Genomic DNA, 22,093 nt, shown 5'->3' with positions numbered 1-22,093 from the left:
CCGCGGTTCAGATAGCCGGACTCCGTGGCCGCGGCGAGGCGGCGGGGGGACGCGTTTGCGTGAGCGCGGGCTCCGCTCACGCCGGGACGAGGCCCGCGCCGGGAGGGCAAGCCCCCCGCGGCGCGCGGGCCGCCGCCTACTTGTGCGGGTTGCCCGAGGCGCTGCCCGGGCCGGTGCCCGGGGCACCGCTGCCGGTCGGGTGCTGGCTCACCGAGGTGCTGTTCGGCCCCATATTGCCGCCGCTCGCGCCCTGGGTGCCGGTCGAGCCCATGCTGCCCGGATTGTTGCCGCCGATGCCGCTGCCCGGCGGCTGGCTCGACATGCCCGAACCCGTGTGGCTCGGCGCCGCCGGGGCGGCGCCCGAGCCGTTGTTGATGCCCTGCGCCAGGACCGGCGCGGCGAGGAGGGGGAGGGCGGCGAGGGCAACGAGGATCGGCTTCGTCATCTGCGGGACTCCGTGAGGTCGTGACGGGCAACCGCAGGCGGGCGGCCCCGTTCCGGCCGCGGACCCGGCACCCATCCGCCGCACCCCGCGTTGTCGGGGCATTCCCCCGAACGCTCGGCAGGATCCATGACCCATTCGGCACTGGTGGTCGGCGCCAGCGGCATCGTCGGCAGCAACCTCGCGCGGCACCTCCTCGGCGAGGGCTGGTCGGTGGCGGGCCTCGCCCGCCATCCGCCGGGCGAGATCGCGGGGCTGCGCCCCGTCGCCGCCGACCTCCTCGACCCGCGCGGCCTCGCGGCGGCGGTGGCGGATCTGCGCCCGAGCCACGTCTTCTTCGCCACCTGGTTGCGGCAGGCGACCGAGGCCGAGAATATCCGGGTCAACGCCGCGATGATCCGCCACCTCCTCGACGCGCTGCGCCCCGCGGGGGGCCTGCGGCACGTCGCCCTCGTCACCGGCCTCAAGCACTATCTCGGCCCGTTCGAGTCCTACGGGACGGGCCGGCTGCCGCCAACGCCCTTCCGGGAGGAGCAGCCGCGGCTTCCCGTCGAGAATTTCTATTACGCGCAGGAGGACGAGGTCTTCGCCGCCGCCGCGCGGGACGGGTTCGGCTGGAGCGTGCACCGGCCGCACACGATCATCGGCTTCGCCCTCGGCAACGCCATGAACATGGGCGTGACGCTCGCGGTCACCGCCACGCTCTGCCGCGAGACCGGCCGCCCCTTCGTCTTCCCGGGCTCGGCCGCGCAGTGGAACGGGCTCACCGACGTGACCGACGCCCGGCTGCTCGCCCGTCACCTCGCCTGGGCCGCCACGAACCCGGCCGCCCGCGACCAAGCCTTCAACGTCGTGAACGGCGACGTCTTCCGCTGGAGCTGGATGTGGGAGCGCATCGCCGGCTGGTTCGGGATCGCGCCGGCGCCCTTCCCCGGCGAGGTCACGCCCCTCGCCCGCCAGCTCGCCGATGCGGGCCCGCTCTGGGCCGAGATCGCCCGCCGGCACGACCTCGTCGAGCCGGATCTCGGGCGGCTGGCCTCGGCCTGGCACACGGATGCCGATCTCGGCCGGCCGATCGAGGTCGTGACCGACATGGCGAAGAGCCGCCGCCTCGGCTTCCTCGACTACCAGCCGAGCGACGACTCCTTCTTCGACCTCTTCGCGGCCCTGCGGCGGGCGCGGGTGATCCCGTGATCCGAGATCCGACGGATTGCGTCGCCATGCGGATGTCGGCGTCGCTCACGCGCCGCGCGGATCAGCGCCGCCCGAACAAGCGCTCGATGTCGTGGAGCTTCAACTCCACGTAGGTCGGGCGGCCGTGGTTGCACTGGCCCGACAGGGGCGTCGCCTCCATCTCGCGCAGGAGCGCGTTCATCTCCTCGGGCCGCAGGCGCCGCCCGGCCCGGATCGAGCCGTGGCAGCTCATCCGCGACAGCACCGCGTCGAGGCGGCGCGCCAGCGGGTCGGCGCCGCCCTCCTGCAGCACGTCGACCACGTCGGTGAGCAGCGCCCGCACGCCGCCCCCGGCCAGAGCCGCCGGCACCTCGCGCACCAGCACCGCCCCGTGCCCGAAACCCTCGAGCACCAGGCCGAGCGCCGCGAGGTCCTCGGCCGCCTCGGCGAGGCGGTCGGCCTCGGCGGGGTCGAGTTCCACCACCTCGGGGATCAGCAGGAGCTGGCGGGCGATGCCGCCCGCTTCGCGCTCGCGCTTGAGGCGCTCGTACACGAGGCGCTCATGGGCCGCGTGCTGGTCGACGATGACGATGCCGTCCCTCGTCTGCGCCACGATGTAGGTCTCGTGCAGCTGCGCCCGGGCGGCCCCGAGGGGATGGGCGGGGGTCTCCGGCGCGGGCGGCCGGGCCTCGGCGGCGGGCGGCAGCGCCTCGGCGGCGAAGCTCGCCTGGGCGGCCTCCGCGAAGCCGGGCGGCGGCCCGGCCTGTGCGCCGAAGGGCTCCCGACCGTCGGGGCTCGGGCCCGGCCCGTCCTGGGCGAAGGGCCCGTCCTGGGCGAAGGGCTCGGCCCGGCCGCCGCGCGGCGGATCCGACCGGCGGGCGTCGGGGGACGCGCTGCGGGCCGCCAGCGGCGCTTGCATCGGCAGCGGCGTCTGGGCCGGCCGCAGGCTCTCCAGGGTCCTGGCCGCGACGCTGGCGGCGCTGCGCCCGCCCTCGCGGCGCAGCGCCTCGTGGATCGCGTTGACGATCAGGCCGCGCACCAGTCCCGGCTCGCGGAAGCGCACCTCGGTCTTGGCCGGGTGCACGTTCACGTCGACTTGCGTCGGGTCGCAGGTGAGGGCGAGCGCCAGCACCGGGTGGCGGTCGGAGGCCATCACGTCCGCGTAGGCGCCGCGCACGGCGCCGAGGAGCAGGCGGTCGCGCACGGGCCGGCCATTCACCACGAAATGCATGTGGGTCGCCGCCGCCCGGTGGAAGGTCGGCAGGCCGACATGGCCGTCGAGGGCGAAGCCCTCCCGCTCCAGGCTGAGCGGCGCGGAATTCTCGGCGAAGTCCGGGCCGAGCACGGCCGCGAGGCGCCGGAGCCAGGAGCCCGGCCCGGTCTCGGCCGGCAGCACGAAGCCGCCTCCGCCGCTCTCGCCCCGCAGGGTGAAGCGGATCTGCGGGTGGGCGACGGCGAGGCGCCGCAGGATCTCCGCCACGGCGCCGGCCTCGGCGCGGTCGGATTTCAGGAATTTCAGCCGCGCCGGCGTGGCGGCGAAGAGGTCCGTGACCTCGACCCGGGTGCCGCGCTCGGCCGCGACCGGCCGCACCGGCCCCCTGATCCCCGCATCGACCACCAGGCCGTGGCCGCTCGCGGCCTCCGCCGTGCGCGAGACCAGGGAGAGCCGCGCCACGGCGCCGATCGAGGGCAGGGCCTCGCCGCGGAAGCCGAGCGTGTCGATGCGGTCGAGGTCGCCGTCCGGCAGCTTCGAGGTGGCGTGGCGCTCGACCGCGAGGGCGAGATCCTCCGCGCTCATGCCGATGCCGTCGTCGACGACCCGGATCAGGCGGCGCCCCCCGGCCTGGATCGTGACCTCGATGCTGGTGGCGCCGGCATCGATGGCGTTCTCGACCAGTTCCTTGACGGCGGCAGCGGGCCGCTCGACCACCTCGCCGGCCGCGATGCGGTCGACGAGGACCGGATCGAGGCGGCGGACGACCGGGCGGGCGGGGGGCGCGACGAGCATGAGCGGAATATAGGCATGCGGGCGGCCGCGCGCGACCGCCGCCCGGCGGTCCGGCGACGGGGGGAGCCGCGATCGCCCGCCTCAGCTCGCCTCGTCGGGCTCCGGCCCGCGGGTCAGGTCGAGCGGCCCCTTGCGCAGCGGGCGCTCGGGCGGCTTCAGGGTCAGCGTCCCGCCGCTGCGGGCCGCCTCGTAGATCGCCTCCATCAGGAGGTGGTCCTGCAAACCCTCCTCCCCGGGCGTGTGCGGCGTGCGGTTCTCGCGCACGCAGGTCGCCATGTGGTCGATCTCGCGGGCGAACTGGTTGTGGACCGGCAGCGCGCGCTCCTCGCGGGCCTCCGCGCGGCCCTCGCGATGGTGGAGGATCAGGCGCTGGCCCTCATACGCGAAGGCGTTCTCGAGGGTGATCGCCCCGGTTTCGCCCTGGACCGAGAGGCGGCGGGTCTCGTGGGCGCCGTAGCTCGTCGTGCATTGCGCGATCACGCCCGACGGGAAGCGCAGGGTGAAGGCCACCGTCTCCTCGACCTCGCGGTAGAGGGGATCGTCCGGCGGCGAGTGGATCTGCGCCTGGACCGAGACCGGCTCCTCGCCGGTGAGCGCCCGCACCCCGTTGAGGCAGTAGAGGCCGATATCCGGCAGCGCCCCGCCGCCCGCCAGCGCCCGCCTGAGGCGCCACTGCTCGGGCAGGCTCATGGTCTGGGTGTTGATCGCCTCGATCAGCTTCGGCCGGCCGAGCGCGCCGCCGCGGGTGAGGCGCGTGACCTCGCGGTTGTGGGTCTCGTACTGGCAGCGATAGGCGATCATCAGCTTGACGCCGGCCGTGGCGCAGGCGTCGATCATGGTGCGGGCCTCGGCCGAGGAGGCCGCCATCGGCTTCTCGCACAGGACGTGCTTGCCGGCCGCGGCGGCGGCCAGCACGTGGTCGCGGTGGAGCCCGTTCGGCGTCACCACGTAGACCACCTGCACCTCGGGATTGGCCCGCAGCGCCGCGAACCCGTCATAGCCGTGGACGGCTTCGGGCCGGACGCCGTACTGGGCCGCGACGAGCTTGGCCTTGTCGGGGCTGCCCGAGACCAGCGCCACCAGCCGCGCCTTCCGGGTCTCGCCGAAGGCCGGCAGGATCTCCTCCAGGCTGAGTCGCCCGAGGCCGACCACCGCGAATCCGACCCGCTCGGCGGGCAGCAGCGGCGCGCGCGGCGGTGCGCCCGGCCGGTCGGAGGGCCCGCGCCAGTTCGGGAAGGTGACGCGGCCGTTCTCCACCCGCCCCGTATCGACGGGGGCTTCGGCGCCCTGCGCGCCGCCCATCGCGGCGAGCGTCGCGCCCCCGGCCAGCATCAGGGTTCGGCGCGAGAGGAGGGTCAGGTCGTCCGGCATGCGGCTCGCCATGGTGGTTGCGGGATCGGCGGCCAACGTCCCCCCGACGGGCGCGGTTCCGGCCGCGCGGAGCGCCGCTCCGGACGCGCGAAGGACCGCCCGGGGGCGGTCCTTCGGTCCTGAGCATCATGCGCCGGAGCGGTCACCTTTTCGGCGGCGAACCGAAGGACCGCGTCAGCAAAAATGTTGCAAGAACAAGAGCTGAGCGGAGTTGCCGGGCGCAACTCCGCTTCGCGGGCGGGCGGCCTACTCGCCGGCCATCATCTGGGGCGAGTAGTGGCCGCACCAGTCGGAGGCCGAGACGACCGGCCAGAGGCCGTGCCCCTGCGGCTCGGGCTGGCTCACCGGCGGGTTGAAGCGGCACAGGCCCTCGTCGCCCTGGGGCCGGCCCGCATTGAGCTTGCGGGTGTCGTAGTAGCGGCAGCTCTGGCAGGCCATGCCGGTCTCGGAACTCGCCATCTGCATCTCCGTGATTGGAATTCTTCCAGAGAACGGACGCCGCGGCCGGCCGGTTCCGCAGCGCCGCGCGACCGCGCCCGCGGCGCGGGCGCCAAAAGGTCGCCTTGAACAAACAGGGAACAGCGCGCAGTCTCGGCGCATGGACGACCGGCTCGCCAAGAAGCTCACCATCCTCGCCGACGCGGCGAAGTACGATGCCTCCTGCGCCTCCTCGGGGGCGCCGAAGCGCCGCGCCGCGGCCGGGGAACTCGGCTCGACGACGGGGGCGGGGATCTGCCACGCCTACACGCCGGACGGGCGCTGCGTCTCGCTGCTGAAGATCCTGCTCACCAATTACTGCCTGTTCGACTGCGCCTATTGCGTGAACCGGCGCTCCTCGAACGTGCGGCGGGCCGCCTTCACGGTGGAGGAGGTGATCACCCTCACGGTGGAGTTCTACAAGCGCAACATGATCGAGGGGCTGTTCCTGTCCTCGGGGATCGTCCGCTCGCCCGACCACACGATGGAGCAGCTGATCCGGGCGGCGAAGGGCCTGCGCCAGCGGCACGGATTCCGCGGCTACATCCATCTCAAGACGATCCCGGAGGCCAGCCCCTGGCTGATCGAGCAGGCGGGCCTCTACGCCGACCGGCTCTCGATCAACCTCGAACTCCCCACCGAGGCGAGCCTGGAGCGGCTCGCCCCCGAGAAGGACGGCGCCGCGATCGAGGCCGCGATGGGCCAGATGCGCGAGCGCATCGCGCAGGGCAGGGCGGAGAAGCGCCGCTACGCCCCGGCCGGGCAATCGACCCAGGTCATCGTCGGGGCCGATTCCTCGACCGACGCCGCCCTGATCCGCCGCAGCGCCGCCCTCTACGCCAGCCACGACCTGCGGCGCATCTACTACTCGGCCTTCAGCCCGATCCCGGACGCCTCCGCGATCCTGCCGCCGCAGGCGCCGCCCCTCGCCCGCGAGCACCGGCTCTACCAGGCGGATTGGCTCCTGCGGTACTACGCCTTCGCCCCCGAGGAGGTGGCGGACGCCACCGAGGCGGGCATGCTCGCCCTCGACATCGACCCCAAACTCGCCTGGGCGCTCAAGCACCGCGAGCGGTTCCCCGTCGACGTCAACCGGGCCGACCGGGACTTGCTGCTGCGGGTGCCGGGCCTGGGCGTGCGGGCGGTGGACCGGATCGTGGCGGCGCGCCGCCACACCCGGCTTCGCCTCGCGGACGTGGCGCGGCTGACCTCGGGCCTGAAGCGCGCGCGGCCCTTCCTGATCGCCGCCGACCATGCCCCGACCCGGCTGACCGACCGGTCCGACCTGCGGGCGCGCCTCGCCGAGCCGCCGCGCCAGCTCTCCCTGTTCGGGTGAGGCCGTGCGCAGCATCCCGCTGAGGCCCGGCGCCGACCTCGAAGGGTTCCGGGCCGCGGTGCGCCGCCTCGCGGCGGAGGAGTGCCCTCCCGAGGCGGTGACCTTCACGCAGGGCGGGGCCCCCGGCCTGTTCGGGCCCGAACCCGGCCTGTTCGGGGCCGAGCCCGGCCTGTTCGGGGCCGAGGCGGCGCGCGCGTCCGAGGAGGCCGGGCCGGCGCCCCCGCTCGCCCTGCCGCGGGCCGTGGCGGCGCTGGTGCCCGCGATCGTGCCCCACCGGGACGAGGCGCGCTACGCGCTGCTCTACCAGCTGATCTGGCGGGTGCGGCGGGGCGAGCGCCACCTCCCCGAGGTGGCGAGCGATCCCCTGGTCCACCGGCTGACGCGCATGCGCCGAGCGGTCGCGCGCGACCTGCACAAGATGCACGCCTTCCTGCGCTTCCGGCGCGTGCCCGGCGAGGGAGAGCGGGAGCGCTTCGCCGCGTGGTTCGAGCCCGACCACCACATCCTGGAGGCGGCCGCGCCGTTCTTCGTGGCGCGTTTCCCGGGCTTCGACTGGTTGATCCTGACGCCCGAGGGCTCGGCCCACTGGGACGGCGCGCGCCTGCGCTTCGGCCCACCCGAGCGGCGCGAGGCGCTGCCCGCCGGCGACGCCTTCGAGGCCGGCTGGAGCGCCTATTACGCCAGCACCTTCAACCCGGCCCGGACCAACCTCGCGGCGATGCGGGCGGAGATGCCCAAGAAGTACTGGCGCAACCTGCCCGAGGCGGCGGCGATTCCCGACCTCGTGCGCAACGCGCGCCGCCGCGTCGCCGCGATGATCGAGAGGGAGCCCGCCATGCCGCGGAAACGCACGCCCACCCGCGCCCTCGACGCCATGGCGGCGCAGGGACCGGAGGATCTCGAGGCCCTGAACGCCCTGATCCGGCGCTCCGAACCGCTGGTGCCGGGGGCGACGCAGGCGGTGCTGGGCGAGGGACCGGTCGGCGCCGCGATCGCCTTCGTGGGCGAGCAGCCCGGGGACCAGGAGGACCGGCTGGGGCGGCCCTTCGTCGGCCCGGCGGGGCAGCTCCTCACCCGGGCGATGGAGGAGGCCGGCCTCGCGCGTGGTTCCTGCTATCTCACGAATGCGGTCAAGCACTTCAAGTTCGAGGAGCGCGGCAAGCGGCGCATCCACCAGAAGCCGACCGCCGGGGAGGTCGCGCATGGCCGCTGGTGGCTCGACCGGGAGCTCGGCTTCGTGCATCCGCGCCTCGTCGTCGCGCTCGGGGCGACGGCGGTGCTGGCGCTGACCGGCAAGGCGATCCCGATCACCCGGGCCCGCGGCCCGGCCCGGTTCGACGGCAAACCCTATGCGGGCTTCGTCACCGTGCACCCCTCCTACCTGCTGCGCCTGCCCGAGGAGGCGAAGGCCGAGGCCTATGCGGGTTTCGTGGACGATCTGCGCCGGGTGCGAATGCTGGCGCAGGAACTCGCCGGGGCGGCGTAGGGGCGGAGCGCGACGCGCCCGGGGACTTGAGCCAGGGACTTGGGCCAGGGACTTGCGCCAAGGACTTGCGCCGGTGTTCCGGCGCTGCGCGCGAAAGGGGCCGCGCACGCGACCGTCACGGGCCGGGATTGATCAAACGGATGCGGACCGCCCCCGAACCGGTTGCGGCCGCTCGCGATTCGCAGCGCGCCCTCGCGCCGCCCCGCTCAGGCCGCCTCGCGCGACAGCTTGAGCGTCTCGCGCTGGATCAGGTCGCGGTAGAAGCCGTCGAGATGGATCAGCCGCTCGGGCGAGCCGTCCTGGATCACCTGGCCCCCGTCGAGCACCACGATCCGGTCGAAATCCTTCAGGGTCGACAGGCGGTGCGCGATGGCGATCACCGTGCGGCCCTGCATCAGGTTGTGCAGCGCCTCGCGGATCGCCTCCTCCGACTCGGTGTCGAGGGCGGAGGTCGCCTCGTCGAGGAGGAGGATCGGCGAGTCCTTGAGGATGGCGCGGGCCACCGCGATGCGCTGGCGCTGGCCGCCCGAGAGCTTCACGCCGCGGTCGCCCACGATCGTGTCGAAGCCCTGCGGCAGGTCACTGATGAAATCCGTGCAGCGCGCGGCCTCGGCCGCCGCCCAGACCTCCTCGTCCGTCGCATCCGGCCGGCCGTAGCGGATGTTCTCGCGCAAGGAGCGGTGGAACAGCGAGATGTCCTGCGGCACCACGGTGATCGCCTCGCGCAGGCTCTCCTGCGTGACGCGGCCGATATTCTGGCCGTCGATCAGGATGCGCCCGCTCTGCGGGTCGTAGAAGCGCTGCAGCAGGGTGAAAAGCGTCGATTTGCCGCCCCCCGAGCGCCCGACCAGGCCGACCTTCTGCCCGGGCTCGATCGTGAGGTTGAAGTCGCTGAAGACCTCGCGCCCGTCCGGGTAGCTGAAGCCGACGTGCTCGAAATCCAGCCGCGCGCCCTCGCCGACGAGGGGCTTCGCCTCCGGGTGGTCGCGCAGGTCGTGGGGCTGCAGCAGGGTGGTGAGCGCCTCCGAGAGCCTCGCGGTGTGCTGCGTGACGTCGACCAGGGCGACCGCGAGGTCGCGGGTCGCGGCCAGGATCGTGATGCCGAGGGTGCAGACCAGCACCACCTGACCGGCGGTCGCCGAACCCACCTCCCACATCCGCACCGCCCAGTAGAGAAGGCCGAGCACCGCCACCACGGTGATGACCGCGTGCATGATGCGCAGCTTCTCCAGGTAGAGCAGGCTGCGGCGGCGCGCCCGCATCTCGGTGCCGATCGTGCCGTCGAAGCGCACGAATTCCCGCTTGAAGGCCGAGAAGGCGCGCACCAGCGGCATGTTGCTGACGAGGTCGACCATCTCGCCGTCGACGGCGGCCGCCTTCTCGGCGAATTCGTGGTGGAGCGGCTTGCCGGCGGCGGCGATGCGGAACATCAGCACCACGACGCCGCCGCAGATCACCAGGAGCCCCGCCGCCATCGGCAGCGAGACCGCGCCCACGTACAGGATCGCCCCGAAGGCGGCCGCGCAGGGCGGCATCACGTTCCAGACGAACATGTTCTCGGCGGTGAAGATCGCGTTCGAGGTCGCCGTGATGCGGCTCGCCAGCGTGCCGGGCTGCCGGTCGGCGAAGTAGGAGGGCGAGTGGCCGGTCAGGTGCCGGAACAGGTCGCGGCGGATGTCGCCGGTCACCGCCACGAAGGTGAAGCTCGCGATCAGGCTCGCCACCCGCCAGAGCATGTTGTCGGCGCCGATGAAGGCGATCAGGACGGCGAGCGCCCCCCAGATCTCGCCCGATTGCGGCCCCTTGCCGAGCGCATCGACCACGCCCTTGAGCCCGTACTGCGTGCTCACCGAGCAGGCGACGGCGGCGAGCACCGACACGACGATGGCCGCGTGGGGAACCACGCGGCGGCGAAGGTAGCGGGCCACGAAGGCCCAGGGCCGTTCAGCGTAGGCGCAGAGGTCATCCATCGTGACGATCGATCCCGGTTCTTCGCCCGCGTGCGGCCGGTCGTGAAACGGACGGGAATGGGCCGGGCGCTCCCGGCCATCCGCCAAAGCCGCAACGCGGAAGCGTCGCCTTATGTTGCAGGCAAAAAATATCGGCCGTCCGGTTTTATAGCGCGCCTACATGAACGGGAGTTGAGCGGGCTCGCCGCGATGCGGGAGGCGCTGCCGCAGGGCAGCGAACCGGGCTCTCCTGTGACGCGCGGGCCACGCAGCGGTCGGGCGACGCGGCGCCGGCGAGGCGCCCTCCGGCCGGAGACGCTCAGGCCCCGCGCCCGCGCCGGGTCTCCGGCATCACGAGGAGCAGCAGCAGCAGGGCCAGGACGGCCACGCCGGCGAGCCCCAGGAAGGCCGCATGGGTGCCGAGATGGTCCGCCATCGCACCCGACAGGGTCGTGCTGAGCGCCGCGCCGATCCCCATGCCGGTGCCGACCGCCCCGAGGGCGAGGTTGAAGCGCCCGGTGCCGCGGGTCACGTCCGCGACCACGAGCGGGACCATCACGCCGATCACCGCCGCCGAGACGCCGTCGAGCACCTGGATCAGCACCAGCACCTCGGGTTCCTGCGCGTAGGCGAACAGGATCCCGCGCAGGGGCAGGGCGGCGAAGCCCAGGACGAGGAGCGGGCGCCGCCCGTAGGTCTGGGCCGCCCGGCCGACCGCCGGGGCGATCAGCGCGAGGACGATCTGGGGCGCCATGATGCAGGCGGCGATCAGGATGGTGGCGGTCTGGCTCGCCCGCATGGTCAGCACGCTGCCGACCAGGGGCAGCATCGCCGCGTTGGCGACGTAGAACAGCAGGATGCAGGCGCCGAAGCAGAGCAGGGCCCGGTTGGTGAGGAGGAGCCGCAGGCCCGCCCATCCGCTCGGGGGCGGGGCACCGTCGCGCCCCTGCGGCCGCACCACCTCGATCTCGCCCGCGCGGATCGTGGAGAGCGCCACCAGCGTCGGCACGACCAGGGCCGCGGTCACGTAGAACACGGCGGCGTTCGACAGGTAGTAGCCGCAGGCCCCCATGCCGGCCGCCGCCAGGGCGTTGCCGATCGAGGAGAAGCGGGCGTTGCGGCCGAGGCGCTCGCCGAGCCGGGCATGGCCGGAGAGGCCGAGGCTGATCGCCGCGATGGCGGGCGTGAGCACGCAGCTGGCGAGCGAATGGGCCGCCATGGCGAGGGCCGCGACAAGGAAGGTCGGGTAGAGGCCGAGGCCCGCCGCGCTCGCCCCGATCACCCCCACCGCGAGGGCCGCCACGGCGCGCTTCGAGCGCACCCAATCGACGAAGCCGCCGCCGGGCACCTGCCCGAGCAGGCTGAACAGGCCGCCGATGGTGAGGACGAGGCCGATATCGGCCTGCGTCCACTGGTGGGCCGTGAAGTGCACGGCCACGAAGGGTCCGAAGCCGGTCTGGAGGTTGGCCACGAAGAACGTGAAGGCGTCGAGCCCGCGCGCGCTCGCCGCCGAGGGGGCGTGCTTCTCCCGCCGCGTGGCCGGGAGCGGCGCGGGCGAGGGCGCGCGCGCCGGCTCGCGGCCCGCCTCCGGCCGCGGCTCGTAGCGGGGCACCTCCCGGTGGCCGGCGGCCCGGCGCTGGGATCGTCGCGCCGCCGTCATTTCTCGGGGGGATTGCGTGCGGCGGCCTGGTCGGGGTCGGGCGCCGGCGAGGCCGGCCCCAGCACCACGATCGGATCGCCGGGCTTGTACTCGGGGGAGACGCGCACTTGGTTGCGGGTGAGCTGCAGCACCGCGCGGCCCGGCTTGTTGTCGGCCGCGAAGTGCAGGGCGCGCCAGTCGACCGCGATCTTGCGCGAGCCGACGCCGAGGAAGCCGCCGAAATCGATGATCGCCGCGCGGGGACGCCCGTCCTTGTCGACGATGATGTCGATGATGCGGCCCATGTCCTCGCCGGCGGCGCTGCGCACCGGCTTGCCCAGCACGCCGTCGTAATCCTTGGTATCGAGGACGGTCGCGGGCGTCCCGGCCGGAACCGGAGGCGGGGCCGGCACCGGCGCGGCGGGAGCCTGCGCGGCCGGAGCCGCGGGCGGCGCGGCCGGGGACGGCGCCCCGGGGCCGGCCTCCGGGGCCTTGGCCGGGGCGGGCGCCTCCTGGACCTGGGCGGCCGGAGGCGGAGAAGCCGGGGCAGGGGCCACCTGAGCAGGGGCCATCTGGGCAGGGGCCATCTGGGCAGGCGCCACCTGGGCAGGCGCCACCTGGGCAGGCGCCACCTGGGCAGGGGCAGCGGGCGCCGAGGGGAGCGGGGCCTGCGGCGCTGACCCGGTCTGTGCCGAAGCGGCCACGGCCCAGAGGGCCGCGAGCGCCGGGACGGCCATCCTCAGGATCGTGACCACGCGTGCTCCTCGTCTGGCTGCGGCCGCCGTTCGACCGGCAACCGCCACGGTTCCGTTCGGTTCCGCGGCGGTGCCGACGGATAGTGCGTAGCCGGTGATCGGGGCGAAGTTGTGGGGTCGGGGCAGCCGGGCATTCGGGCGACCGCCGCGGCCGGGCCGTCGAGCAAGCATGGTGATACCGTCTCCGGGGCGGGCATGCGGCCGGCCCAGCCTCATCGTGGCGTCTCGCGCGCGCCGAAGGAATCTCGGATGAGCCGTCCTCCCGCGCCGCCGCACGGCCATCCTTGGCGAGGCCCTCGCGAGGTGTCCAGGCGGCGCGCCCGGATTCGGGGGGCCGGGAGACGAAAGGCAGGGAGAGGAGCCCTGGCCCCGCCGCCCGCGCTCCGCTACACCGCGCCGATCCCGGGAGCCCGCGACCGATGTCCCCGTCCCCCCTTCGCCTCGGCGTCAACATCGACCACATCGCCACCCTGCGGAACGCCCGCGGCGGCGTGATCCCGGATCCCCTGCGCGCCGCCCACCTGGCGGTCGCGGCCGGGGCGGACGGGATCACCGCGCATCTGCGCGAGGACCGCCGCCACATCCGCGACGAGGACGTGGAACGCCTCAAGCGCGAGATCGACCGGCCGCTGAACCTGGAGATGGCGATCACCGAGGAGATGGTCGGGATCGCGGTCGGGCTTCGCCCCCACGCCGCCTGCCTCGTGCCCGAGCGGCGCGAGGAGCGCACCACCGAGGGCGGGCTCGACATCGTCGCGGCCCGCGAGCCGGTGCGCGCCGCGGTGGTGCGGCTCCGCGAGGCCGGCATCCGGGTCTCGCTCTTCGTCGAGCCGGACGTGCACATCATGGAGGCGGCGCGCGGCCTCGGGGCGCCGGTGGTCGAACTTCATACCGGCCGCTACTGCGAGGCGGTCGCGGCCGGGGATGCCGCGGAGGCCCGGCGCGAACTCGCCCGCCTCGCCCGCGCCGCGGCCCATGGCAGCGACCTCGGCCTGGAGGTCCATGCCGGGCACGGGCTCACCCTCGACAGCGTCGGGCCGGTCGCGGCGATCCCGCAGCTGCGCGAACTGAACATCGGCCATGCCATCGTGGCCGAATCCGTCTTTGTCGGCTTCGCCGAGGCGGTGCGGGCGATGCGGGCCGCCATGGACGCGGCCCGGGCCGGGGCGGCGGCGTGATCGTCGGCATCGGCTCCGACCTCTGCGACATCCGCCGCATCGAGCGCTCCCTGGAGCGGTTCGGCGAGCGCTTCACGCAACGGGTCTTCACGCCGGGCGAGCGGGCGCGCAGCGACCGCCGGGCGGCCCGCGCGCCCTCCTACGCGCGGCGCTTCGCCGCCAAGGAGGCCTGCGCCAAGGCCCTCGGCACCGGCCTGAGCCAGGGCGTGTTCTGGCGCGACATGGAGGTGGTCAACCTGCCCTCGGGGGCGCCCACGCTGCGGCTCACGGGCGGCGCGGCGGCGCGCCTCGCCGCCCTCGTCCCGCCGGGGCACCGGGCGCGGCTCCACGTCAGCCTGACCGACGACCCGCCCCTCGCCCAGGCCTTCGTGGTGATCGAGGCCCTGCGGGACGAATCGTGTTGAGGCGATTCACCCGCGGCGCGCGGCGCGTTGCGGGCGGTCGGGCGTTGGTCTAGACCCCGCGCACCGCGGCTAGCTCGCCCGCGTCTCGGCGGTCGCCACGGCGAGATGACGGACCGCCGGAGACGAGGAATATGGATCGCGTGCGCATCAACCCGGACCTGAAGCCCGCCAAGGAGGCGGGCCCCTGGGAGTCGGTCAAGGAGTTCGTGAAGGTCGGCCTCCAGGCGCTGCTGATCGCGGTCGTGGTGCGCACCCTGCTGTTCCAGCCCTTCAACATCCCCTCCGGCTCCCTCGTGCCGACCCTGCTGATCGGCGACTATCTCTTCGTCTCGAAATACTCTCTCGGCTACTCGAAGTACTCGCTGCCGCTGAGCGACTACCTGCCCTTCGAGATGCACGGCCGGATCTGGGGCGCCGAGCCGAAGCGCGGCGACATCGTGGTGTTCAAGCTGCCCAAGGACAACGCGACCGACTACATCAAGCGGGTGATCGGGCTGCCGGGCGACCGGATCCAGATGATCAACGGCCTCCTGAACATCAACGGCAAGCCGGTGAAGCGCGAGCAGGTTCAGGATTACGTCACCACCGACGCGTTCGGGCAGCCCACCCAGGTGCCGCAATACGTCGAGACCCTGCCGAACGGGGTGTCGCACCAGATCATCGAGCGCGACGGCGACCGCGGGCTGTGGGACAACACCAACGTCTACACGGTGCCGCCCGGCCACTTCTTCATGATGGGCGACAACCGCGACAATTCCACGGATTCGCGCGACCTCGGCAGCGTCGGCTACGTGCCCTTCGAGAACCTGGTCGGGCGGGCCGAGGTGATCTTCTTCTCGATCGACGAGGGCGCCTCGCCGCTCCAGATCTGGAACTGGCCCTGGACGGTGCGCTGGAGCCGCCTGTTCCACACGATCCACTGACCGCCGCCATGGGCGCGCTCCGCCGGGGCCGGCGCAGGGCCGAGCGGCCCGACCTCTCCGCCCTGGAGGGGCGGATCGGCCACGCCTTCGACGACAAGGACCTGCTGGCGCGGGCGCTCACCCACGTGAGCGCGGGGGCCGGGGAGGAGAGCTACCAGCGCCTCGAATTCCTGGGCGACCGGGTGCTCGGGCTGGCGGTGGCCGAGGGGCTCCTGCGCGCGCTGCCCGGGGCCGACGAGGGCGACCTGTCGCGCCGCCTCTCCGGCCTCGTGCGCCGGGAGAGCTGCGCGGCGGTGGCCCAGGCCTGGGAAGTCGGGCCGCACCTGCGGCTCGGGGCCGGCGAGGTGCATGGCGGCGGCCGACGCAACCCGGCGATCCTGGCCGACGTCTGCGAGGCGATCCTGGGGGCGATCTTCCTCGACGCGGGCTACGCCGCGGCCAAGGCCGTGATCGACCGCGCCTTCGCGGCGGCGGAGGAGGCCGAGGGCCCGCGCGGGCGCGACCCCAAATCCGCCCTGCAGGAATGGGCGCAGGGTCTCGGCCTGCCGACCCCGACCTACGCGGTGGTGGAGCGCGCGGGCCCCGACCACGCGCCGATCTTCCGCATCGAGGCGCGGGTCGCCGGCGTGGCGCCGAGCCTCGGCGTCGGCGGCTCCAAGCGCCTCGCCGAGCAGGAGGCCGCGCGCCTCCTCCTGAGGCGCGAGGGCGTCTGGCGCGAGGAGGGGACGCCGGCTACGGAGTGATCCCATGTCCGAGACCCACGCGCCTTCCCCCGCCCCCGACCCGTCCGGGGGCCCCGCCGAGACCCGGGCGGGCTTCGTCGCCCTGATCGGGGTGCCGAATGCCGGCAAGTCGACCCTCCTCAACAGCCTCGTCGGCAGCAAGGTCTCGATCGTCTCCCGCAAGGTGCAGACGACGCGGGCGCTGGTGCGCGGCATCGCCATCGAAGGGGCGGCCCAGATCGTGTTCGTGGACACGCCCGGGATCTTCGCGCCCAAGCGCCGCCTCGACCGGGCGATGGTGACCTCGGCCTGGAGCGGGGCGGCGGACGCGGACGCGGTCTGCCTGCTCGTCGATGCCCGCAAGGGCGTCGACCCGGAGGTGGAGGCGGTGCTGGGCCGGCTGCCCGAGCTGCGCCGGCCCAAGATCCTGGTGCTCAACAAGATCGACGTGATCGCCCGGGAGCGGCTGCTCGACCTCGCCGCCGCCCTGAACGGGCGGCTGCCCTTCGACCACACCTTCATGGTCTCGGCGCTAACCGGCGACGGGGTGGCGGACCTGCGGCGGGTGCTGGCCGGGCTGATGCCGCCGGGGCCCTGGCTCTACCCGGAGGATCAGGTCTCGGACGCGCCCCTGCGCATGCTCGCGGCCGAGATCACGCGGGAGAAGATCTACGACCGCCTGCACGAGGAACTGCCCTATTCCTCGACCGTCGAGACCGATCAGTGGCAGGTGCGGCCCGACGGCTCGGTGCGGATCGAGCAGACGATCTTCGTGGAGCGCGAGAGCCAGCGCAAGATCGTGCTCGGCAAGGGCGGCCAGACCATCAAGGCGATCGGGCAGGCGGCCCGGGTCGAGATCGCCGAGGCGGCGGAGGCGCCCGTGCACCTGTTCCTCTACGTGAAGGTGCGCGAGAACTGGGCCGACGATCCCGAGCGCTACCGCGAGATGGGGCTGGACTTCCCGCGCGGGTGAGCGGCGCCCGCCCCTCGACGAATCGTCGCGGCCGAGCCAACCCGAGGCGGGATCGGGACCGCGGATGGGTCATACGGCATCCGATTGATGGCGTCGCCGTCTCCCATTTCGGCCATGCGGATGTCGGCTTCGCTCAGGCGCCGCGCTCAGGCGCCGCGCAGGCTGGTGATCCGGGATCCGCTTCGATCGAGCGGATCCCGGATCAGCCCGGCTCCTCGACTCCCTCCCGAATTTCCTTCGGCGACATGGGTCCGGCCTCGCCCCCATCCCGCTCCCATCCGAGGGCCTGCTGCAGCGCGGCCGTGTCGACGAGGCGCCGGCCCTGCGCGGCGATGCGCGTCGGGGACGCGGAGGCGGCGCGCGTCTGGCTCAGCAGCAGGTCGGCATAGGTGACCGCGCCGGCCTCGTACTGCACCCGGGCGGCCGCGAGGGCGTCGCGGGCCAGCGCCTCGGCCTCCAGCACGGCGGTCAGGATCCCCGCATCGGCTTCGAGCGCGGCCAGCGCATCCGCGACGGTCTGGAGCGCCGCCAGCACCGTCGCCCGATAGGCGGCCGCCGCGGCGGCGTAGGCCTCGACCGCGGCCTGGCGGCGGGCGGCTTGGGCGCCTCCGTCGAGGAGCGGCTGCGCGAGGCCGAGCCCGGCCCCCCAGGCGCTCGACGCCGCCAGGGCCGCGATCGTCGCGGCGCTGGCGCCGAGATTCGCCGTCAGGGTGACGCGCGGCAGCATGTCCGCGGCCGCGACGCCGATCTCGGCCGAGGCGGCGTGCAGCTGGGCCGCGGCGGCGCGGATGTCCGGCCGCCGCGCGAGCAGCCGGGAGGGCAGGCTGAGCGGGACCCGCCGCGGCAGCGTCAGCTCGCCGAGGCGGAAGCTCGGCTCCGCATAGGCGCTCGGAGGCAGGCCGATCAGCACGGCGAGCCGGTGGCGCGCCTGCACCCGCGCCATCCGGCTCGCGATGAGAGCCGCCTCCTGCGAGCGGATCAGGCTCTCCTGGTTCAGGACGCTGACGATGCGCTCGGACCCGGCGGCGTGGCGGACCTTCACCAGGGCGAGCTGGTCCCGGTCCTGGCGCAGGATCGCCTCGGAGACGGCGATCTCCTCGGACAGGATCGCCTCCTGGATCGCGCCCGCCACGATGTTGCCGCTCAGGGCCAGGGCGGCGGCGTCGCGATGCGCGGCCGCCACCGCCTCGCGGGCCTCCTGGGCCTCGACGGCGCGGCGGATGCCGCCGAACAGGTCGGGCGTGTAGCTCGCCGCGACGCTGGCGCCGTAGAGCCCGTAGAGCGCGCCCCCCGCCGGGCCGATGCCCCCGCCGCCCCGGCGCGCGAGGTCGAGGGACAGGTTCGGCAGGAGGCTGGCCCGCGCGGCCTCGGTGTCGCTCCGGGCTTGGCGCAGGGCGGCCTCGGCCTGCTCGACCGTCGGGCTCGCCGCCAGCCCCCGGCGCACGAGCCGGTCGAGCCGGCGCGAGCCGAACGGGCGCCACCACGCATGCGGGCCGTCGGCCCCGGGCCGCAGGACCTGCGTCCCGTCCGGGCCCGGCGCGGGCAGGCGGCGCGGGGGCGCCCGCTCCCCGTACCGGAGGATGACGGGGGCGGCGGGCGGCACGAAATCGGGCCCCGCCACGCAGCCGCCGCAGAGGAGCAGGGCGGCCCAGCCACGGCCGTGCGCGCGCCGGGCGAGGCGGCGGGCCCGCGCGAGGATGCGGGCGAGGCCGGAACCGGCCCGGCTCATCGGGCCAGGGCCTCGACCGGGTCGATCCGCGCGGCGCGGCGCGCCGGCACGAGCCCGGCCACCAGGCCCGAGAGGCCGGCGCTCAGGATCGCGGCCGCGACGCTGCGCCAGCCGAAGACGAGGGAGAAGGGCAGCCCGAGGGCCTGGCCCGCCTCGCCGAGCCCGAGGGCGAGCGCGGCCCCGAGCGCCCCGCCCAGGGCGCAGAGCGTGAAAGCCTCGACGAAGAAGTGCAGCATCACGTCCGAGCGGCGTGCCCCGAGCGCCATGAGCAGGCCGATCTCGCGGGTGCGCTCGGTCACCGCGATCAGCATCATGTTCATCACGCCGACGCTCGCGATGACGAGGGCGATCCCCGCGATCGAGATGGTCACCAGCCCGAGGACCGTCCTGGCCCGCAGGATCGTCTCGCGCTGCGTCTCGTTGTCGAACAGGACGACGTCCGGGGTGCCGCGCCAGGCCGAGAGCAGCTTCTCCACGGCGGCCAGGGCGACGTCGCGATCCACGTCCTCGGCGAGTTGCAGCGTGACGCTCGCGAAGGAGGGCTGGCCGGAGATGCGCTGGCCGAAGGCCGCGTAGGATAGGGCCGCGAAGGGCCGGCGCCCGTACCGCGACGAATCGGCGACCCGGGCGACGCCGACGACCCGCGCCGGAACCGTCCCGATCAGGATGACGGCCCCGAGCGGATCCTGATCGGGCTCGAACAAGGCCGCGCGCACGGCCGCGTCGATGACGATCTCGACATCGGCCCCGCGCGCCGCCGCCTCCTCCAGAGGCCGACCGGAGGTGATCGGCAGCTGGTGGAGGCGAAAGAAGGCCGGCGCCACGCCGTAGACCGAGGCGTAGGCGCCGCGGCCGCGATGACGCAGGAGGATCGATGTCTGCGCGTCCGGGCTGACGCCCGTGACGAAGGGCAGAGCCGCGAGCCGCTCGACATCCTCCTGCCGCAGCCCTCCGCTCTGCGCGGCCGGCCCGGCGAGGAAGGCCGATTGCGACATCACCTCCGTGAGGTTGTTGCCGAGATCCCTCATCCGCGCCAGCACCTCCTGCTGCGCGCCCTGGCCGATCGCCACCGCGAGGATCACGGCGGCGATCCCGATCACGATCCCCAGCATGGTGAGGAGGTTGCGCAGGCGGTGGGCCATCAGCGTGGCGGCCGCGCTCGTCGCCGCGTCCCGGACCTGATCGGTCCGGCGGCGCGTTCCGCCCGAAGCCCGGGGGAGGGACGGACGGGCGTCCCGGCGGATCCGCTGCCGGCGATCGGAGCGGATCCGCCCGTCGGCGATCTCGACGACGCGGTCGGCCGTCGCGGCGACCTGCGGATCGTGCGTCACGATCACCACCGTATGGCCCTCGTCGCACAGGCCCCGGAGCAGGCCGAGGAGGTCCGCGCTCGTGCGGCTGTCGAGGGCGCCGGTCGGCTCGTCCGCCAGGATGATCCGCCCGCCATTCATGAGCGCGCGGGCGATGCCGACGCGCTGCTGCTGGCCGCCGGAGAGCTGGGCCGGGCGGTGGTCGAGGCGCTCGCCGAGCCCGAGCCCGGTCAGCAGGGCGGTGGCCCGCCTCCGGCGCTCCGCCGGGGCCTCCCCGGCGAAGACCGCGGGCAGCGCGACGTTGGCCACGGCCGAGAGGCGGGGCAGGAGGTTGTGGCTCTGGAAGACGAAGCCGAAGCTGTGGCGGCGCAGGGCCGCCAGCCCGTCCGGGTCGATCCCGGCCGTGTCGCGCCCGTCGATGCGGTAGTGGCCCAGGCTCGGCCGGTCGAGGCAGCCGAGAAGGTTGAGCAGGGTCGACTTGCCGGACCCGGATTGCCCGACGATGGCCACGAACTCGCCGGCCGCGATCGCGAGGTCGACGCCGTCGAGCGCCCGGACGACCTGGTCGCCCATCCGGTAGGTGCGGTGCGCGCCCCGCAGCTCGATCAGGGCCGAATCGCCCGGACCGTCGACGGTCTCGGCGCCGTGGCGGGAGCCGGCCCGGATCATCGCGCCCGGTCCCGCGACGCGGCGAAGCGCGCGCCATCCTCCGGCCCTGCGACGATCACCGCCTCGCCGGGGGCGACGCCGTCGAGGATCTGGATCTCGCCCGCGTTCGCGAGGCCGGTGCGGACCCGCCTCTCCTCGGGCCGGCCATCCGGGTTCAGGATCCTCAGGCGCCCCTGCTGCGCCCCGGCCCGCGTCACCGCGGCGGCCGGCACCAGGACGGCGTCCCGCGCCTCGTCCAGCACGATGCTGACGAGCGCCGTCATCAGGGGCTTGAGGGCGCCGTCCTCGTTCGCGACCGCGAGGCGCGCGTTGAAGGAGATGGCCGGGTTCTCGTTCGCGGCCGAGGCGCTGCCCAGGGCCTGACCGGCGCCGTTGGTCTCGACGGCGATCTGGTCCGGGGCCGGATCGACCGATTGCAGGATCGTCTCGTAGAGTCGCTCGGGTTGCGCCAGGGTGGTGAAACGGACCCGCATGCCGGGCCTGACGCGGCCGATATCCGCCTCCGAGATCCTGGCCTTGACCGACATCGTGCCGAGATCGGCGAGGCGGATGATCGTCGGCGCGGTCTGCGACGCGATCACGGTCTGTCCTTCCTTGGTCACGATCGCCACGACGGTGCCGTCGATCGGGGCGGTGATCCGCGTGTAGGCGAGGTTGGTGCGGGCGCTGCGGACGCTGACCGCCGCCCCCTCGATCTGCGCGTCGAGGGCCGCGAGGTCGGCCTGGGCGCTCCCGTAGGCGGCCTCGGCCGCCTCGTAATCCGCACGGGCTCCGGCCTTGCCCGCGGCGATCTCCCGCTGGCGGTGGAACGCGAGCTCGGCCTGGTGCAGCATCACCCCTGCGCGGTCGCGCTGGGCCCGCAGGGCGTTCAGGGCTGCCTCGCTACGCTGCAAGTCATTCATCTGGGGAAGGGAATCAATTTCTGCAATGATCTGGCCTCGGGCGATCTGCTGTCCGACCCGGACGTGGAGCGCCACGACACGGCCGGAGACCTGCGCGCCGACACTGACGATGCGCACGGGTTCGATTGAACCGCTTGCAGCAATGGTCTGCGCGATATTTCCGCGGCGCACCGGTGCCGATATATAAGGTGTCTTCTCACTAAAATTGGGGCGCACTGCGAACCACAGAGCCAAAACGGCAATAATAAGCGTTAGTAGCAATCCGAGCGATTTGATCATATCGCGCCATTCAGACAGCAGGATTTGTCGGCGGCATGTTCGAACTTCGGGAATCGCATAACCAACGATCTCCGTGAGAAGACATCTTGCCAAAAAAAGAGTCCTAAAAAACATCTTCCAGAAATACTCCTCGCTGCGGATTGCGAATGATTGTCGTGCGGCTCACTGACAACAGTTCACCCTGTCTTCAGAGATTGAAACGAGGAAATATGAAGTCGAACTTTGGCCATTTCCTGCGTTTGTTCATGATGAATTGGATGACAAGGCGTTTGCACCAACGTCCGCATAAACTCTGCCGAGAAACATAGAGAGTGATATGAAAAGTATCGATAATACAACCGCACAGCGAGCCAAGATGCACCCATGTC

The 22,093-nt window shown here is 73.4% G+C and carries 18 protein-coding genes; 8 read left to right on the top strand and 10 right to left on the bottom strand.

What is annotated here, in order from left to right; all coding sequences use genetic code 11:
* Window positions 1-136: 136 nt before the first annotated feature.
* Window positions 137-445: a hypothetical protein gene (locus M446_RS32095; RefSeq protein ID WP_012336257.1), complete on the bottom strand. Its 309-nt coding sequence runs from the start codon at window positions 443-445 to the stop codon at window positions 137-139.
* Between the two features lie 126 nt (window positions 446-571).
* Between M446_RS32095 and M446_RS32090 the strand changes: the two genes are divergently transcribed.
* The gene (locus M446_RS32090) at window positions 572-1,636 is read left to right on the top strand and encodes an SDR family oxidoreductase (RefSeq protein ID WP_012336256.1); all 1,065 of its coding nucleotides are present in this window, start codon (window positions 572-574) and stop codon (window positions 1,634-1,636) included.
* A gap of 61 nt (window positions 1,637-1,697) precedes the next feature.
* On the opposite strand, the gene mutL is transcribed toward M446_RS32090, so the two are convergent.
* The 3 genes from mutL to M446_RS32075 all read right to left on the bottom strand — a co-directional run bounded on the left by mutL (window position 1,698) and on the right by M446_RS32075 (window position 5,453).
* A complete protein-coding gene (mutL, locus tag M446_RS32085) occupies window positions 1,698-3,623 on the bottom strand; it encodes a DNA mismatch repair endonuclease MutL (RefSeq protein ID WP_012336255.1) in 1,926 nt (641 codons plus the stop codon).
* A gap of 81 nt (window positions 3,624-3,704) precedes the next feature.
* Entirely contained in the window at window positions 3,705-5,006 is a 1,302-nt protein-coding gene (locus M446_RS32080; protein ID WP_012336254.1) for a Gfo/Idh/MocA family protein, read from the bottom strand.
* Window positions 5,007-5,240: 234 nt separating this feature from the next.
* On the bottom strand, window positions 5,241-5,453 hold the full coding sequence (locus M446_RS32075; protein ID WP_012336253.1) for a hypothetical protein: 213 nt from the start codon (window positions 5,451-5,453) through the stop codon (window positions 5,241-5,243).
* A 139-nt stretch (window positions 5,454-5,592) separates the two neighbouring features.
* On the opposite strand from M446_RS32075, the gene M446_RS32070 reads away from it, so the two are divergent.
* Both M446_RS32070 and M446_RS32065 read left to right on the top strand, forming a co-directional pair.
* A complete protein-coding gene (locus M446_RS32070; RefSeq protein WP_012336252.1) occupies window positions 5,593-6,807 on the top strand; it encodes a putative DNA modification/repair radical SAM protein in 1,215 nt (404 codons plus the stop codon).
* A 4-nt stretch (window positions 6,808-6,811) separates the two neighbouring features.
* On the top strand, window positions 6,812-8,293 hold the full coding sequence (locus M446_RS32065) for a UdgX family uracil-DNA binding protein (RefSeq protein ID WP_012336251.1): 1,482 nt from the start codon (window positions 6,812-6,814) through the stop codon (window positions 8,291-8,293).
* Between the two features lie 206 nt (window positions 8,294-8,499).
* Here the strand turns inward: M446_RS32065 and M446_RS32060 are convergent, their stop codons facing one another.
* The 3 genes from M446_RS32060 to M446_RS32050 all read right to left on the bottom strand — a co-directional run bounded on the left by M446_RS32060 (window position 8,500) and on the right by M446_RS32050 (window position 12,468).
* Window positions 8,500-10,263, bottom strand: coding sequence for an ABC transporter ATP-binding protein (locus M446_RS32060; protein ID WP_012336250.1), 1,764 nt, complete (start codon window positions 10,261-10,263; stop codon window positions 8,500-8,502).
* Window positions 10,264-10,561: 298 nt separating this feature from the next.
* Window positions 10,562-11,902 carry an MFS transporter gene (locus tag M446_RS32055; protein ID WP_012336249.1) on the bottom strand — a complete coding sequence of 447 codons (1,341 nt, stop codon included), beginning with the start codon at window positions 11,900-11,902 and terminating at the stop codon, window positions 10,562-10,564.
* Entirely contained in the window at window positions 11,899-12,468 is a 570-nt protein-coding gene (locus tag M446_RS32050; RefSeq protein WP_150108774.1) for a PRC-barrel domain-containing protein, read from the bottom strand. Before M446_RS32050 ends, M446_RS32055 begins: the two co-directional genes overlap by 4 nt.
* A 587-nt stretch (window positions 12,469-13,055) precedes the next feature.
* Here M446_RS32050 and M446_RS32045 point away from each other — a divergent pair.
* The 5 genes from M446_RS32045 to era all read left to right on the top strand — a co-directional run bounded on the left by M446_RS32045 (window position 13,056) and on the right by era (window position 16,836).
* Window positions 13,056-13,814, top strand: a complete 759-nt coding sequence (locus tag M446_RS32045) for a pyridoxine 5'-phosphate synthase (protein ID WP_012336247.1) — start codon at window positions 13,056-13,058, stop codon at window positions 13,812-13,814.
* Entirely contained in the window at window positions 13,811-14,218 is a 408-nt protein-coding gene (acpS, locus tag M446_RS32040) for a holo-ACP synthase (RefSeq protein WP_012336246.1), read from the top strand. The genes M446_RS32045 and acpS overlap by 4 nt, the downstream gene beginning before the upstream one ends.
* A gap of 131 nt (window positions 14,219-14,349) precedes the next feature.
* Window positions 14,350-15,141, top strand: coding sequence for a signal peptidase I (gene lepB / locus M446_RS32035; RefSeq protein WP_012336245.1), 792 nt, complete (start codon window positions 14,350-14,352; stop codon window positions 15,139-15,141).
* An 8-nt stretch (window positions 15,142-15,149) separates the two neighbouring features.
* Entirely contained in the window at window positions 15,150-15,884 is a 735-nt protein-coding gene (gene rnc / locus M446_RS32030) for a ribonuclease III (protein ID WP_012336244.1), read from the top strand.
* 4 nt (window positions 15,885-15,888) lie between these two features.
* On the top strand, window positions 15,889-16,836 hold the full coding sequence (gene era, locus M446_RS32025; RefSeq protein ID WP_012336243.1) for a GTPase Era: 948 nt from the start codon (window positions 15,889-15,891) through the stop codon (window positions 16,834-16,836).
* A 202-nt stretch (window positions 16,837-17,038) separates the two neighbouring features.
* On the opposite strand, the gene M446_RS32020 is transcribed toward era, so the two are convergent.
* The 3 genes from M446_RS32020 to M446_RS32010 are packed head-to-tail and all read right to left on the bottom strand — an operon-like array spanning window position 17,039 to window position 21,725.
* Window positions 17,039-18,565, bottom strand: a complete 1,527-nt coding sequence (locus M446_RS32020; protein ID WP_012336242.1) for an efflux transporter outer membrane subunit — start codon at window positions 18,563-18,565, stop codon at window positions 17,039-17,041.
* Window positions 18,562-20,544, bottom strand: a complete 1,983-nt coding sequence (locus tag M446_RS32015; protein WP_012336241.1) for a MacB family efflux pump subunit — start codon at window positions 20,542-20,544, stop codon at window positions 18,562-18,564. Before M446_RS32015 ends, M446_RS32020 begins: the two co-directional genes overlap by 4 nt.
* Window positions 20,541-21,725, bottom strand: coding sequence for an efflux RND transporter periplasmic adaptor subunit (locus tag M446_RS32010; RefSeq protein WP_012336240.1), 1,185 nt, complete (start codon window positions 21,723-21,725; stop codon window positions 20,541-20,543). The genes M446_RS32015 and M446_RS32010 overlap by 4 nt, the downstream gene beginning before the upstream one ends.
* Between the last annotated feature and the right edge of the window lie 368 nt (window positions 21,726-22,093).

The organism is Methylobacterium sp. 4-46 (genome assembly GCF_000019365.1).
In the GTDB taxonomy this organism is placed as follows: Bacteria; Pseudomonadota; Alphaproteobacteria; order Rhizobiales; family Beijerinckiaceae; genus Methylobacterium.
This window is presented reverse-complemented; position numbering and strand designations above follow the sequence as displayed.